Source organism: Luteimonas gilva (assembly GCF_005239095.1).
Classification (GTDB): domain Bacteria; phylum Pseudomonadota; class Gammaproteobacteria; order Xanthomonadales; family Xanthomonadaceae; genus Luteimonas_C; species Luteimonas_C gilva.
Window position 1 is genome coordinate 209,187 of sequence record NZ_SZUA01000002.1, and the last position, 14,978, is coordinate 224,164.

12 protein-coding genes are annotated in these 14,978 nt (G+C 63.4%); 9 read left to right on the forward strand and 3 right to left on the reverse strand.

The annotated features are described in order from the left end of the window. Positions 1-16: 16 nt before the first annotated feature. From FCE95_RS08915 to FCE95_RS08935, 5 genes are all read left to right on the forward strand, one after another. On the forward strand, positions 17-355 hold the full coding sequence (locus FCE95_RS08915; protein ID WP_137266679.1) for a P-II family nitrogen regulator: 339 nt from the start codon (positions 17-19) through the stop codon (positions 353-355). Between the two features lie 18 nt (positions 356-373). After that, positions 374-1,789, forward strand: coding sequence for an ammonium transporter (locus FCE95_RS08920; RefSeq protein WP_137266680.1), 1,416 nt, complete (start codon positions 374-376; stop codon positions 1,787-1,789). A gap of 209 nt (positions 1,790-1,998) precedes the next feature. After that, complete coding sequence (locus FCE95_RS08925; protein ID WP_137266681.1) at positions 1,999-2,844, forward strand: hypothetical protein; 846 nt, start codon at positions 1,999-2,001, stop codon at positions 2,842-2,844. A 58-nt stretch (positions 2,845-2,902) separates the two neighbouring features. After that, positions 2,903-3,643, forward strand: a complete 741-nt coding sequence (locus FCE95_RS08930) for an N-acetylmuramoyl-L-alanine amidase (RefSeq protein WP_137266682.1) — start codon at positions 2,903-2,905, stop codon at positions 3,641-3,643. A 100-nt stretch (positions 3,644-3,743) separates the two neighbouring features. Beyond that, positions 3,744-5,459 carry a right-handed parallel beta-helix repeat-containing protein gene (locus FCE95_RS08935; protein WP_137266683.1) on the forward strand — a complete coding sequence of 572 codons (1,716 nt, stop codon included), beginning with the start codon at positions 3,744-3,746 and terminating at the stop codon, positions 5,457-5,459. 10 nt (positions 5,460-5,469) lie between these two features. On the opposite strand, the gene FCE95_RS08940 is transcribed toward FCE95_RS08935, so the two are convergent. Continuing rightward, the gene (locus FCE95_RS08940; RefSeq protein ID WP_137266684.1) at positions 5,470-5,877 is read right to left on the reverse strand and encodes a nuclear transport factor 2 family protein; all 408 of its coding nucleotides are present in this window, start codon (positions 5,875-5,877) and stop codon (positions 5,470-5,472) included. 235 nt (positions 5,878-6,112) lie between these two features. Between FCE95_RS08940 and FCE95_RS08945 the strand changes: the two genes are divergently transcribed. Together FCE95_RS08945 and FCE95_RS08950 are read left to right on the forward strand one after the other, a co-directional pair. Beyond that, a complete protein-coding gene (locus FCE95_RS08945; RefSeq protein WP_137266685.1) occupies positions 6,113-7,330 on the forward strand; it encodes a questin oxidase family protein in 1,218 nt (405 codons plus the stop codon). 653 nt (positions 7,331-7,983) lie between these two features. Then, a complete protein-coding gene (locus FCE95_RS08950) occupies positions 7,984-9,648 on the forward strand; it encodes a YadA-like family protein (RefSeq protein ID WP_137266686.1) in 1,665 nt (554 codons plus the stop codon). 370 nt (positions 9,649-10,018) lie between these two features. On the opposite strand, the gene FCE95_RS08955 is transcribed toward FCE95_RS08950, so the two are convergent. Both FCE95_RS08955 and FCE95_RS08960 read right to left on the reverse strand, forming a co-directional pair. Continuing rightward, positions 10,019-10,237, reverse strand: coding sequence for a DUF6289 family protein (locus FCE95_RS08955; RefSeq protein ID WP_137266687.1), 219 nt, complete (start codon positions 10,235-10,237; stop codon positions 10,019-10,021). Between the two features lie 173 nt (positions 10,238-10,410). Continuing rightward, entirely contained in the window at positions 10,411-10,827 is a 417-nt protein-coding gene (locus FCE95_RS08960) for a hypothetical protein (protein WP_137266688.1), read from the reverse strand. A 488-nt stretch (positions 10,828-11,315) separates the two neighbouring features. On the opposite strand from FCE95_RS08960, the gene FCE95_RS08965 reads away from it, so the two are divergent. Both FCE95_RS08965 and FCE95_RS08970 read left to right on the forward strand, forming a co-directional pair. Further along, complete coding sequence (locus FCE95_RS08965) at positions 11,316-11,936, forward strand: ECF-type sigma factor (RefSeq protein WP_137266689.1); 621 nt, start codon at positions 11,316-11,318, stop codon at positions 11,934-11,936. Beyond that, positions 11,933-14,836, forward strand: coding sequence for a serine/threonine-protein kinase (locus FCE95_RS08970; RefSeq protein WP_189644701.1), 2,904 nt, complete (start codon positions 11,933-11,935; stop codon positions 14,834-14,836). Before FCE95_RS08965 ends, FCE95_RS08970 begins: the two co-directional genes overlap by 4 nt. Positions 14,837-14,978: the final 142 nt, after the last annotated feature.

A 14,978-nucleotide genomic window follows, 5' to 3' on the forward strand; every position in this document is an offset into this window, starting at 1 on the left:
CCACGGGAGACACCGCATGAAACTGATCACCGCCATCATCCGCCCGTTCAAACTGGACGACGTGCGCGGTGCGCTGACCGAGGTCGGCGTATCCGGCATCACCGTCACCGAAGTCAAAGGCTTCGGCCGCCAGAAAGGCCACACCGAGCTGTACCGCGGCGCCGAATACGTCGTCGATTTCCTGCCGAAGCTGAAGATCGAATGCGCGGTCACCGACGACGCGCTCGACGCGGCCTTAGAGGCGATCCAATCCGCGGCCGGCACCGGCAAGGTCGGCGACGGCAAGATCTTCGTGGTCGCGCTGGACCAGGCGATCCGCATCCGCACCGGCGAACTCGGCGCCGACGCGCTCTGACCATCCATGGAGGCAAGCATGAAGATTCGATCGTTGTTCTCCGGGTGGAAAATCCGCCTGCAGGCTTCGCTGCTGATCGCGCTGTGCATCGGCGCGTTGTTCGCTTTCGACGCGTCCGCGCAGGACGCGGCGCAAACCGGCGCCGAACCCGCCGTGGCGGAGGTCGCGGCAGCGCCGGCCGCGGAAGAGGCCGCGCCGACGCCGGTGGTCGACAAAGGCGACACGGCCTGGATGCTGACTTCGACGCTATTGGTGCTGCTGATGACGGTGCCGGGCCTGGCGCTGTTCTACGGCGGCATGGTCCGCTCCAAGAACGTGCTGTCGGTACTGGCGCAGGTGATCAGCGTGTTTTCGCTGCTCACGTTGTTGTGGGTGGCGTATGGTTACAGCCTGGCGTTCGCCGGCGGCGGGGCCTGGATCGGCACGCTCGACAAGGTCTTCCTCAAGGGCGTCGGCATCGGCACTTTGGCCGACACGTTCTCGCCCGGCTTCAAGTTGCCGGAATACGTGTTCGTCGCGTTCCAGGCGACGTTCGCCGGCATCACCGGCGCGCTCATCGTCGGCGCGTTCGCCGAACGCGCGCGGTTCGCGGCGGTGCTGCTGTTCGCGGTGTTGTGGTTCACGTTCGGTTACTTGCCCATCGCGCACATGGTGTGGGCGGGTCCGGGTTTCCTGTTCGGCAAAGGCGCGCTGGATTTCGCCGGCGGCACGGTGGTGCACATCAACGCCGGCGTCGCCGGCTTGGTCGGTTCCTACTTCGTCGGCAAGCGCCTGGGATTCGGCCGCGAAGCGTTGAAGCCGCACAACGTCACTTTCACCTTCATCGGCGCGGCGTTGCTGTGGGTGGGCTGGTTCGGCTTCAACGCCGGTTCGGCGCTGGAAGCGAACGGCACCGCCGCATTGGCCTTCCTCAACACCTTGCTGGCCACCGCAGCGGCATTGCTGGCCTGGGCGCTGGTCGAAAAGCTCGCGAAGAAGAAATCCTCGGTGCTGGGCATCGCCTCCGGTGCGGTCGCGGGCTTGGTCGGCATTACGCCTGCGGCGGGCACGGTGGGCCCGCTCGGCGCGATCGCGATCGGCGCGGCGGCGGGCGTGATCTGCGTGTGGGGCGTGAACGGGCTGAAGCGCTTGTTGAAAGCCGACGACAGCCTGGATGTGTTCGGCGTGCACGGCATCGGCGGCATCGTCGGCGCGATCCTCACCGGCGTGTTCACCGCGCCCGCGCTGGGCGGCACGGGCGCTGCGGATTTCAGCATCGTCAAGCAGGTGGCGACGCAGGCCTTGGGCGTGGGCATCACCATCGTCTGGATCGGCGTGGTGTCGGTCGTGGCCTTCCTGATCGCCAAGGCCGTCTTCGGCCTGCGCGTCGGCGAGGAGGCCGAGCGCGAAGGCTTGGACATCACCTCTCACGGCGAAGCGGCTTACGAGGCCTGAATAGGGGCGGACGGCGCAACGCCGTCCGCTTTTTTGTAGGGTCGAGCCTTGCTCGACTGCTTCTCGTCACGATCCGGCGATCTTGCAGGAAAGCAGTCGAGCAGGCTCGACTCTACGGGAGGCCGGGCGCTCGGATGCAACCGGACCGGCGGTGCGCGTATCGGTGGTATAGAAGGTCGACCATCCGTCGAACGCGAGTAAGGAACGCCATGAAGCCTGGAAAATGGATCGCGCTGGCGCTGCTGACGTTTTCGGCGACGGCGCTCGCGGGGAACCCTTTCGTCGGCAGCTGGAAATTCGACCCCGCCCGCAGCCGCCTTAAGGCCGAAACCGTGCGCTATACCGACCTCGGCGGCGGCCGCATGCATTATTCGAACGGCGCGACCGTGCAATACGATTTCGCCGTGGACGGCAAAGACCACAAGACCGTCGACGATCGCGCCGTTTCCTGGAAACAGCTCGCCCCGGGGCGCTGGGAAACCCGAACCAAGATCGCCGGCAAGACCACCGAAACCGCGATCCGCACCTTGTCCTCCGACGGCCAGGCGTTGACGGTGAAAGCGGAAGGCTTCTTGCCGGACGGCACGCCGTACAAGCACGACAAACGCTACGCCCGCGTCGGTGCGGGCCGCGGCCTGGCAGGCACCTGGCGCGGCGAGGCCATGGACACCAACAACATGCCCGACGGTTACGTGATCAGCGAAGACGCATCGGGCAACATCACTTGGGCCATACCGACCGACAAGCAAAGCCTGGTCGGCCGCTTCGACGGCCGCGACATGAAACTCACTGGCCCGTCCGCGCCGTCGGACACGGTGTTCGCGGTGACGCGGGTTTCCGAACGCAAGATCGCTTATGTGATGAAGACCCGCGGCAAGCCCGGCCAATACGGCACGGTGACGATATCGGCGGACGGCCAAACCTTCACCGAAGAGTCCTGGCTGCCGGGCCGCGAGGAAGACAAATCCACCGGCGTGCTGTCGCGTTACCGCTGCCCGCCGCCGGGCCGGCCGATGCCGGCAGGCGATCCGGCTTGGCTTTGCGCGAAACGCTAGCGCCCCACCACGGCGACGAAGGCTTGCAATCGCGCCGGTCAGCGGTTGCAATGCGGCGATGAAACCTTGGCCGATCCTGTCGTTGCTGGTGGCGATTGCGCTCGTCGCATGCACCCATGCGCCGCCGCGCAATCCGCTGGCGAAGTGGGTGCCATCGCCCAACCACGAACCGCGCCGGCCGATCCTGATCGTGATCCATGCGACCGAGCAGAACGGCGTGCAGGAAAGTTTGGACACGCTGCGCACACGCAACAGCGGCGGTCCGGTCAGCGCGCACTATCTGGTCGGCAAGGACGGCGAAATCTACCAATTGGTGGCGGATGGATCGCGCGCCTGGCACGCCGGCCCCGGCCGCTGGGGCACCATCACCGACGTCAATTCGGCCTCGATCGGCATCGAACTGGACAACGACGGCGCTTCGCCGTTCGCGCCGGCGCAGATCGCCAGCTTGATCGAGCTGCTCGGCGATCTTTGCGAACGGCTCGACATCCCGCGCACCCAGATCGTGGCCCACGCCGATTTCGCGCCGACCCGCAAACGCGATCCGGGCATCTTCTTCCCGTGGAAGCAGCTGGCCGACGCCGGCTTTGGGCGCTGGCCGGATCCGGCGGCCGGCGAGCCGCCGCCCGATTTCGATCCTTGGCTGGCGCTGCGCCTGGTCGGCTATCCGATCGAGGATCGCGCGGCCGCGGTGCGCGCCTTCCACCGGCACTACCGCGGCACCGAAACCGACGCGCTCGACGCGGAAGACGCGCGCATCCTATACGCCTTGACGCGCGAACCCGTCGCCGCGCCCTGAGCAGGGCGTCACGTTTCGCGGTGGCGGCCTGACTTGCGTCGGTATCGCCGCGCCGCGAACGGGCGCAGAATCCGGGCTTCCGCAGAGCAAGGACATGCGCATGCGCCCCGATGCCCGAACCGCAGGTTTGCTGATCCTATCCGCGCTGGCGTCCGCGCCGGTCGCGGCCGCCACGTACACGGTCGGCCCCAGCGGCCGCCAATTCACCCAGCTCACCGCTTTGTTCAACAGCCCGTCGGTGAATCTGCAACCCGGCGACATCGTCCTGGTCGACGGCAATGCGAGCTATGCGGGCGGCATCGTGGTGACGGAAGACGACGGCGGCGCCGCGGGCAATCCGGTGATCATCCGCTGGCGCCGCGATCCGGGCACGTCGCGGCCGAAGATCTCCGGCGGCACGCATACGATCAAGTTCCAGGAATCCAACCACGTCGTGTTCGAAGGCTTCGACGTCGCCGGCGGCACCAGCAGCTGCGTGTTCAACGCCGCCAACGACGTGGTCGTGCGCGACAGCGTCATACACGATTGCCCCGCGCACGGCGTGCTCGGCGCCGACATCGGCTCGGGTTCCTTCACCTTGGAATACAACGAGATCTACAACGCCGGCCAAGGCACGCAGCGGCACGCCATTTACGTGGCCTCCGACGAGGTCGCGTTCCCGAACTCGGTGTTCCGCATGCAATACAACTACGTCCACGACGGCCTGGGCGGCAATCTGCTCAAGAGCCGGCACGAACGCAACGAGATCTACTACAACTGGTTCGAAGGCGCGGCTTATCAGGAGATGGAACTGATCGGCCCGGATTGCGAAGCGCAAGCGGACAATCCGGGTTGGACGCCGGGCCTGAAGACCGAGAATTCGGACGTGGTCGGCAACGTCATCATCCACACTTCGACGGGATGGCCGAACGCGATCCGCGCCGGTGGCGATCTCAACGGCCGCAACATGGGCCATGTGCGGCTGGTGAACAACACGATCCTGCTCGACCGCAGCGGCAGCGTGAACGCGATCTTGGTGCAGCTGGGCCAGGGCCGGCTGGAGATGCACAACAACGTCTTCTACCAATCCAAAGGCACTGCGCCCGCCATCGTTCGCGAAAACCCGGCTTCGGACGTCGATACGCCGTTCTGCGCGCCCTTCGACCGCGAGCCTTGGGTGCTGGGGCGCAAGGTGACCGGCAGCAACAACTGGGTGCAGACCAATGCCGCCTTGGTACCCAGCGCGAGCGAGTGGAGCGGCACGTTGAAAGGGACCAACCCTTCGTCTTGGAGCGATACCGACATCGCGCAGCGCTTGTTGCGGCCCAAAGCGGGCAGCGCTTTGCTCAATGCGGCCAACCCCGCGCCGCCGGGGCCGATCGGATCTCCGTTCCCGTCGGCGTTGCTGGTGCCGATCCAAGATCCGCCGTACCGGACGAAGCTCGCGATCGGCGGACAACGACCGCGCGGCACGGCGGACGGTTTGGACATCGGCGCTTTCGAGCTGGCCGAAGTGCTGCCCGGCGGCGAGCCGAAACCGATGGAAGGCGCGCAGCCTTTGATTCCGCCGCGTTCGCAGCCGATCGCGCCGCCGGCGACCGTCGCCAACCCGCCGGCGCAGACCTCGACGTCGAAGCCGATACCGCAGCGGGCGGCGCCCGCTCCAGTGCGCGCGCTGCCGTCGTTCGCTCCCACTGAGACGGCATCGGACATTCGCCGGCGGCGGTACTACATGGCGCTCGCGTTCTGTCTGGCGCCGCGTCCGTGGACGAGCTGGCTCGAACCGTTGGATGCCGTTCGCCCGCTGCGCTGCCTGCTGCGAACCGCTCCGCGCTAGCAGCGTTCGGCTACGTCGCCTTTGCGGCCGCGCTCAGCGCGGCCAGCCACGGCGTGCGGTCGAAATAGACTTCGTTGCGGCGGATCTTGCCGGCGGCGTCGAACTGCACCAAGCAGACGCCGACCATGTCCAACGCGCCGCGCGCGAGCGGAATCCGCACCCGCCATTTGTTGAGGAAGCCGGCTTGCATGGGGATGCCCTCGATCTGGGTCCACACCCAGTCGGGGTTGCGCGCCAGCAGCTTGCGGAAATACGCGAGCAGCGCCGGGCGGCCGCTCAAGCCGTCGGGCACCGCGGGATCGGAATAGAAGGCGTCTTCCGCATAGAAACCGGCCAGGGTTTCCGGGCCGTTGCCGGTCCATGCCGGCAGCCAGCGCCCGGCGAATTCCGCCGCCTGAGCGGCGCTCATCTGCGTCATCGTCGGCCTCCGTTCGCGCTGCGTGAAATCAGCCTAACCGGACCGACGCAGGCGGCGCGCGAGCGCCCCGGCGGCCGCCGGCATCCCGGGGTGAGACGGCCGACGGCCGCCGGAGCATTCCGGCAGTGTGGCTTCGGGCCGACGGCCGCGTCAGTGCGCTTGGGCAGGCGAACGCCCTGGCATTGGTAAGCGCGACGGGCATTAAAATCGACGAAGCCCCGATGCGAGAGCCGCGATGAACCGTCCCTCCGCCATTGCCGACGCCGGTTCGCGCGAAGCGCTGATCGATGCCTTGCTGGACGATCGCGACTACCACATCGAATTCAAGCACGTGGAATTCGGCGGCTGGTTGAGCAATCACGACAAGCATGCGGTGATCGCATTGGACCGGCTCGGCGCTTCGGCCGAACGCATCGCCGATTACTACGCCCGCTACGCCGCGCAGACCTACGGCTACGGCCTGGAAGCGCCGAAGGTTTCCGAACACGATATCGATGCCGGCAATTGGAAGACGCACCTGGGCCGGCGCAGCAGCTATTCGGCCTATTGCGATTTCTTCGAAGGGGAAGAAAAGCGGCTGGGCATGGACGCGCTGCTCAGGCGCTATCTACCCGAACTATTCCCGGGTTGGGCCGGCGCGCTGGCGCACGGCGCGATCCATCTGGGCTGGGCATTGGATGCGGGCCATCGCTGGATGATCGTCGAAGGCCTGGCCTACCAGGCTTTCGCCTACGTCTCCTGCCATCCGGAAAAGAATGCGCCCGCGCCGGAAGACGACGCGACGCCGACGCAATCGTTGCTGCGCATCGCGCGCGTCTGGGAAACGCAGGGCGATGCGATGCGCGCATGGCTGGATGCGGCGATGGCCGACGAAACCGCGTTCGTGCATCCGGACCTGGCCAGGCACGGATCGCAATACAAGATCGCTCGGGTGTTGGCCAAGGGACATCCTCTGATCCACGCCACGCCCGCGTGGGTGCGCACGCTGCCGCCGGGCGCGCTGTGGGCGTCCCTGCACTACGCGGCATCGCTGCTCTATCTGGTCAAGCCGGGCGACTTCACCGTGCTGCACCTGATCACTTCGCTGCACGCGATGGAGCATATCGCCGCGCCGTTGTCCGAAGCGCAGCAGCGCGAAGCGGCCGCCTGCTATTGGAGCGGCATGCTGGGCATCCTGTTCTCGCGCGGGGCGTTCCCGGCCGGCGCGGCCCTCGAAGAGCTCGATGCGCGTTATCGCGATGCGGTCGATACCGACGAAGCGGCGGCGCAAGCGGATTGGGAAAGGATCGTCGCCAAGGCGATTCCGGACGACGAAGAGCACAATCCCAAGCTGGTCTACGTCGAACGCCTCGCCTGGCGCCGCTACGGCCATCGGACCCTCTTCCGCATCGCCGCCGACCGATTCACGAGCACGCCAGTGCTGACGGCGTACAAGCCGTCTGCACAGCCTTAGGCAGAATCGAGCCAGCTGCTTATTGCCTCAATGCATGATCTTTTCGGCGCGTAGCAGCGCCGCTAGCCCGCAGGTGGACAACCGTATTCGCGATGGAGCGCGCGGCTGAAAGCGGCATCGATCTGATGGCCGATATCCCCCGATGATCCGCGCCAGCGTCGCATTGCTCTGACACAGCAAATGGTTCGCGAGCAGCATCCGCCATCGCGTCAGAGATTGGATCGGCGAGTTGTCGGTCAATCGCTGAAACGCTAGGCCAACCTAGGAGTTCGTAGTGGCATAGAGCGGCGGCAGCCTATATCGATAGTCCGCTTAACGAAAAATCCATTCAAGCAAAAAAGAGTTAGAAAGTCCTGCTATTTATGGGTGTCAATAGCAAAGCGCCTTCTTTTCGGGCACGAAAGTAGTCACAAACACGCCGTTGCCTGACCGCCATCCGAATATGGTGGCCACATTTTTCGTGAGCTTTCGTCCTGTAACGCACGTATGACGAAGCAAAACCCCGACCCGTTCCGCTTGGCTCGCCGGGCTGAGCGAATGCATGCCTCGATTATTAACTCGGCTAATGCCTCATGCCGAGGATAACAATCCTGCTGCCCGTTTTTTTCAAGAATTCGTCCTTTTCCCCACAAATCAATGACTAGGTATTCAAAATGAATTACGCGAAAAGAAAAACGGCAGTCCTAATTAGTCTGCTGGCCACCGCGCCGGTCTATGCCGGTAGTCCTTGCGATTTGAGCGATGGCGATCCGGGCACTGAAGTCGACGGTGGAAGCATAGCCCCCGGACAAGCAGCTTTAGCATGCGGCTTTTCAAACCAAGCAGCTGGCGTACTAAGCACGGCTATCGGCGCACAGAACGAAGCAGTTGCAAATGCAACTGCCGTAGGCAATTCAAACACGGCTAGCGGCCAAGGCAGTACTGCCATCGGCACCTTTACTAAGGCCAGCGGCAAAGAAAGCACGGCTATCGGAAGCATCAATAAGGCTTTCGGAGAGGGCAGTACTGCAATCGGCGATTTAAACCAAGCCTCGGAAGAACACGCTACTGCAATTGGATATTTTAACAGTGCCGAACTCGAATCTACCGCTGTAGGAAGCAATAATGCTGCAAGCGGAAAGTATGCCACGGCGGTTGGTTTTTTTAATTTGGCTGTTAAAGATGCCACTGCAATCGGAAGGTCTAATATCGCCAACAGTGATGACAGTACAGCCGTAGGTGGTTTCAACCATATTTTCGGCGAGCGTGGCACGGCTATTGGCTTTTCCAACGAAGCTGCGGCCGATGGAACGGCTGTTGGTATAGTCAATAAAGCCATGGGCGAAAGCGCTACGGCTGTTGGATTCTCCAACGTTGCCGATATGCAAGGAAGCGCGGTCGGATTCTCCAATCTCGCTACCGGCATTAAAAGCACCGCTTTCGGCTCAGACAATAGCGCCACAGGCGCGCGCAGCGCAGCTTTCGGTCAGGGAAGCGTAGCTAGGGGCTCAGCTAGCATCGCATTTGGAAGTTGGTTTGATTCTAACGGCAATGGCACTTTTGACGAAGTCAGCGATCTGATCGACGTTGACAATGATGGTTTGGGAGATGAAAGACGCGAGATGACCACCGCTCTCGGTGACCACAGTACCGCTATCGGTCCTGGAGCTTGGGCCTTCGGGAATCGTACCGCTGCTTTCGGTGCCGGATCTTTTGCCGTGGCGAATGATAGTGTGGCTATTGGAAGCAACTCTCGTGCCGAAGAGGTCAACACGATTTCGGTGGGAAGCGCCGGCAACGAGCGGCGTATAGTTAATGTGGCGGCTGGCGAAAAGCCCACCGACGCAGTTAATTTCTCGCAGTTAGAGTCAACGTTGAACACTGCCAAGGCTTACGCGGACACGACAGTGGCGACCGGCGGCACTCAAGCGAACGCCTACACCGACAATCGCGAAGCCGCGGTCCGGCAAGACATGCAAGCCGGCGATGCGCAAACCTTGTCGGCGGCCAAGGATTACACCGACAAGAAGTTCGCGGATCTGGATTTCAGCGGCATTAACGACCGTTTCGATGCGATCGACCGGCGCGTCGGCCATCTGGACGATCGCCTGAACCGCGTCGGTGCGCTCGGCGCGGCGATGGTGGGCATGGCTTCGAGCGCGGCGGCGGTCGAGGGCGGCCGGACGCGCATCGGCATCGCCGCGGGCGCGTACGGCGGCAAGCAGGCTTTGTCGGTGGGTCTGCAGCAACGCATCAACTCGCGTGCGGCGCTGACCATCGGCGGTGCGTTCAGCGGTTCGGAACGCTCGGCCACCATCGGCGTCGGTTTCGGGCTTTAACTCGTCTACCGTTGCGGCGGCTTACTGTCCCTGGGCTGCCGCATCCGCCGTACGTCGTCCCCCGGCGTACGGCGTTTTTTCGAAGCGCAATCCGGTTTCGGCGTAACGTGGGAATTTGATCGCCGTCTGAGTTGGATAAGCGATGAAGGATGCGCCGCAGCCTCGTTCCGCTTAGCCTCCCGATGCGCAACGCAAACGGCCGCGGTCAACCCGCGGCCGTTTTTTGTAAAGTCGCGCCGAAGGCCTTTGGCTCAACCGCAAGCCCGCAGTTTCGCGAGAATGGCGAGTCGACGTCGTCGAAGCACAGTAAAAAACCGACGCGACGGACGAAGGGATCGAAGCTCCGCCCGCCGCGCCGGCACAGACGCGATTACAGGTCGCAGGGCGAGCTGAACTTCTGAGCGTTGGCGGTCACCGTGCCCCACTGGCTCACGCTGCCGAAGCAGGAGTAGTACTTGCCGCCGACTTCTTGGCCTTTCTGGTCGTAATAAACGATTTCCAGATCGCTGCTGCGCTTGGCGATCACGGCCGAACTGATCATCGCCAGCGACAGGATCGCGGCGCCCACGTACAGAAACTTGCCTTTCATCTATCAATCTCCAGGAATCGAATCGAGCGCCGCTTGGTATGAAGCGGCAACCAAGATATAGTAGATTGGAATACCAAAATCAATCATTTTGGAGATTGAACTGACAAAGTGTTCTTCAGGACCGCCGAATGGCGGAACGACACGGGCGCAAGCCGCCCGCGCAGGCAGGTCGTTCAGGTCCCCGCGGAGCGGGAATCGCCGGATTTGACGCGCGATGCGGCATCCGAGGAACCGGAAGCGGCGGCAAGCATGCGCCGGCGCGACAGTTCCAACAGGGCGTAAAGCAGATCCCGATTCGTATCGATCTCCCGCCACACTTCCGGGTTGGCGAAATGAACCTCGGGCGACGGCAATCGATTTTGCTGAGGAGGCGAACGCCGGCGGCGCTTAGTACGCAAAACTAAACCGCCGGCGCTAACGCTGGCGAGCGTTAGGCAAATGCCCGTTCCCAACGGTAACCAGGTCGTGACCCAGTCTCCGGCTCGCCCCAGCGACAAATAGAGCAAGCCGAGGCCGGCGGCTACCGAGCAGCCGCAAGCGATTAGGGTCAGGCGCCGATCGATGCCAGCGTCGGCGGAGGAGGACGCCAAGGATGATCCGGACGGCATGTCGGCTCCGATACAAGTAATGTGGAATCAAGGACGGAAAAAAACCTTGTCGACGGCCGTCGATAGCCGCCGAAACCGAGGAGGCATTGAGCCCAAGGTCGTTTCGGCAGGGCTTGCCGGCTTTGCGAATAGCCTTAGTCGCACAACCGCCCAACCCACGAAGTAAGCCATTCGTCGGTAGGCGTTGCGGCAGGCTTCTTGCTCGTTGCTATCGCGCATCCCCGGCCCGCAGTGAGATCGGTGAGCGGTTTGCGCGCATCCGCAATGCGTTTTGGAGGGTTTCGGAGCAGCGTCGACCGGCGGCGAGGAAGCGGTCGAATGTGTGCCGGCGCCTGAATACGGTTTGCGCACCGCTGGAATAGCCCCGGGCGGCATGTGTAAATATGTGACGAGATAGACGGAATCGCGATGCCAGGGCGGGCATCGTCCGGTCGTCCACGGAACGGAGGGGAACGACGAGCGGGGGAACGATGTCCAAGACCAAGCTGAGCGAAACACTCGAAGCGATCAGCCGCGGCGACGGGGCGGCGCAAAAGCAGCTGTCGCAAGAGATCTACAACCAGCTTCGCGTGATCGCGAGGCATCGATTGGGCGGGCAAGCCCGCACCAATCTCAATACCACCGTCCTGGTGCACGAAGCCTACCTGAAAATTTTGGACGTCCCGGACGCCGACGACCGCATGGACCGGGCCCGCTTCTTCGCCCTGGCCTCCAAAACGATGCGCAACCTGCTGGTCGACTATTTGCGCGCGCGCAACGCGGTGAAGCGCGGCGGCGGCCAGATCATGGCGACGCTGGATCTGGACCGCGAAAACGGAGACGACGGCAAGGACGACTTGATCGACGTGCTCGCCGTCGACAAGGCCTTGCAGGCGTTGGGCAAGATCGACGCCCGTCTGGTCAACGTCGTCGAATGCCGCTTCTTCGCCGGGATGAACTACGACGAGATCGCCTTGGCCCACGACATGAGCGAGCGCACCGTGCGCCGCGATTGGCGGCGCGCCCGCGCGTTCCTGCGCGCGCACATGGACGAACAACCGCTGGACGAGCAATCCCTGGACGAGCAGGCGCTCGACGACGAGCTGCCGTGAGCAAAACCGAGCTTTGGCGTCGCGCGTCGGAATTGTTCGACCGAGTGGCGGATCTGCAGGGAGAGGAACGCGAAAGGATCCTGAGCGCCGAATGCGCCGGCGACCCGGCGTTGCGCGCCGAAGTCGACCGCTTGCTGCGCGCCGATCAACGCACTTCAAACCCGTTGGATCGCGACATCGTAGGCGAAGCCAGCACGTTGCTGCTGGACGGCGACGCCGAACAGCAATGCGGGCAGCGGTTTGGGCCCTACAAGATCGTCCGCTTGCTGGCGCAGGGCGGCATGGGCCGGGTGTACTTGGCCCAACGCGAAGACGCCGACTTCACCCAGACCGTCGCGCTGAAACTGATCGGCGGCTACGGCAGCTTCGACGCCGGCACGGCGCGGGCGCGTTTCTTGGAGGAACGGCGGATACTGGCCCGTTTGGAGCATCCGCACATCGCTCGCCTGCTCGACGGCGGCGTCGGCCCGGAAGCGCAGCCCTGGTTCGCGATGGAATACGTGGACGGCGCGCCGCTGACCGACTGGTGCGATGCGCGCAAGCTGGGCGTGAACGCCCGCCTGGAGCTGTTCGCCAAAGTCTGCGATGCGGTGGACCACGCGCATCGCTTCTTGATCGTGCATCGCGATCTGAAGCCGGGCAACGTACTGGTGGATGCGCGCGGCGAGCCGAAGGTGTTGGATTTCGGCATCGCCAAGCTGCTGGACGAAGGCGAACGCGCTTCGGATCGGGCGGGCTCCACGATCCTGATGACGCCGGACTACGCCGCGCCCGAACAATTGCGCGGCGGCCAGATCAGCACCGCCACCGACGTGTACGGCCTGGGCGCGGTGTTGTTCGAACTGCTGACCGGGCGCAAGCCGTTCGTCGATCCGCTTGCGCCTCGCGATGCGCCGCAAGCCTCGCGTGCGGCGACCGAAGATGGGGACGACACCGGGAGGCGCGCGGCCGATCGGGGCACGACGCCCAAGTCGTTGCGCAAGATATTGCGCGGAGACCTCGACCGGATACTGCGTGCGGCCTTGGACCAAAACCCGCAACGGCGCTACCGTTCGGCAGCGGCATTGGCCGAGGATCTGCGCGCGGTGGCGCAAGGGCACCCGATCAGCCTGCGTCGGGATCGCGCTTATCGTATCGGCGTCTTCTTGCGGCAGCATCGATTGGCCGCTGCTGCGGCTAGCGCAGCTGTGTTGGCGCTGCTCGGCACAACGGGTTGGGCGTTATGGCAGCAGCGGCAGGCAATCGCACAGGCGCAAGAGGCGGCGCGGCAGGCGGAGATTGCTAAGAAAGAAGCGCTGGCATCGGAAAAGGCCAGCGATATGTTGATCTCGGCGTTTGAGGCGGCCGACCCGAACTACAGGAGATCCGTGACTAAGCTGACCGCCGAAGAAGTGCTGGATGCGAGTGCGGCCCGTGTGTCGAAGGAACTCGCCGAAGTGCCGGAGGTGCGCGCCCGCATACAACTGATGCTTGGACGTACATACCTGAACCTAGGGCATGACGAAAAAGCCATCGAGATGCTAGAGGCGTCGACGACAAGCTATATGGATCCCTCGGTGAATCGCCCAGGGCTGGCAGCCGATGCGATGGTGCTGCAGTCCATGGTGGAGGGAGGGCGTGAGAACCACCAACGGGCGATCGACTTGGCCCGTCGCGCCGTAGACCTGAAACGGCATTCCGACAGTCCCGAAGAAGAGGTCGTCAATACCCGTAACACGCTCGGCATGGCGTTGATCATGCCAGGGCATTACGAAGAAGCGGAACGCGAGCTGGCGGCCGTCCACGACTATTGGGTAAAGACTAAGGGCATGAAATCAAAATCGGTCTCGAAGTCGTTCAATACCCGTGGATATTTAGCCAACGTATCGGGCAATCCCTTTCAGGCGGAGCGCTTGTACAAGGCATCCCTCACGGCCATGCCGAGTCCCGACGAACGATCCGTCTACATCACAAGAGGCGTGATGGCCTTGGCGATCGGTGCTCAGGGTCGATTCTCCGAGGCCGAGGCCATGCTGGAGAAAAACATTCGCTTAGCGACGCAATTCTACGATCCAAAAAGCACGAAACAGGCCACGCTCTATGGCCGGTTGGGGGAGGCGCAATATCAAAAGGGTGACCTTGTGCGCGCCGAAGCCAATTACCAACATGCCTTCGAGATAGAGAAAAACGGCGGTCGCGAGAACAGCATAAAAGCGGGAAACCAACTCGGCGCATTAGCACAGATACAGGAAATCCGCGGCGATGCGACTAAAGCCGCACGGAATTATCAGCATGCGGAAGAAACCGTGGCCGGCACGGCCGCTCCATCCGATTTGAACCTACTGCATGCGATCGCTTATCGCGAAGCTTTCAAGGCTCGCCAAAACAGCAAAGGTTGGTCCAACGAACGCTTGAAAAGCGCTTTGAGCGATTGGATCGCTATTTACGGCACAGAACGGAAACATGTTCCATCCGATCTGGCAGACGCCCTCTTTTTGGAAGCCGAACGCCGGCTAGCCACCGGCCAAACCGACGTGCAATCCGTACTGCCGCCGGAAGATCCCACTCTCGAACAACCCATGATGCAGGCGCGCCGCCACTATTGGCTCGCCCGCGCGGCGCAGGTGCGCGTAGATCGCGAAATGGCGGCGGCCGAGTACAAGCGAGCACTGGAGATCGCCGATCGATACGCCGGCCGGGATTCGGTTTGGCCCGCGCTATGGCGATTGGATTATGCGAACTGGTTGCGGTCGGACGGAAAACCCGACCAGGCGCGCGCTCAGCTCCAACTCGCCGAAGCGCCGCTCAAAGCGCAAATGATCCCAGGGGCGCGCGCCTTGGCGCGCATGGAAAGGTTGCGGCGCGGACGCGATGCAACGCAATCGCAAACTGCGCAGCGCATCGCCGCAAGCCGGCGTTGACCGTGATGGCGGCGGCGGCCCCCGCGCGCGATCGCAATCGTGAGCGAATATTCGAAATAAGCGCAGGCAGCTCTGCCGCACTGTTCCCCAATCCGATCGGCGGCCACCTTTTTCCGGACCTTCCGTCCTGTAGCCCACGGCC

Bases quoted from the DNA above. Each gene is read 5' to 3' on its own strand.
- FCE95_RS08915 (WP_137266679.1), top strand. From the start codon at position 17: ATGAAACTGATCACCGCCATCATCCGCCCGTTCAAACTGGACGACGTG.
- FCE95_RS08920 (WP_137266680.1), top strand. From the start codon at position 374: ATGAAGATTCGATCGTTGTTCTCCGGGTGGAAAATCCGCCTGCAGGCT.
- FCE95_RS08925 (WP_137266681.1), top strand. From the start codon at position 1,999: ATGAAGCCTGGAAAATGGATCGCGCTGGCGCTGCTGACGTTTTCGGCG.
- FCE95_RS08930 (WP_137266682.1), top strand. From the start codon at position 2,903: ATGAAACCTTGGCCGATCCTGTCGTTGCTGGTGGCGATTGCGCTCGTC.
- FCE95_RS08935 (WP_137266683.1), top strand. From the start codon at position 3,744: ATGCGCCCCGATGCCCGAACCGCAGGTTTGCTGATCCTATCCGCGCTG.
- FCE95_RS08940 (WP_137266684.1), bottom strand. From the start codon at position 5,877: ATGACGCAGATGAGCGCCGCTCAGGCGGCGGAATTCGCCGGGCGCTGG.
- FCE95_RS08945 (WP_137266685.1), top strand. From the start codon at position 6,113: ATGAACCGTCCCTCCGCCATTGCCGACGCCGGTTCGCGCGAAGCGCTG.
- FCE95_RS08950 (WP_137266686.1), top strand. From the start codon at position 7,984: ATGAATTACGCGAAAAGAAAAACGGCAGTCCTAATTAGTCTGCTGGCC.
- FCE95_RS08955 (WP_137266687.1), bottom strand. From the start codon at position 10,237: ATGAAAGGCAAGTTTCTGTACGTGGGCGCCGCGATCCTGTCGCTGGCG.
- FCE95_RS08965 (WP_137266689.1), top strand. From the start codon at position 11,316: ATGTCCAAGACCAAGCTGAGCGAAACACTCGAAGCGATCAGCCGCGGC.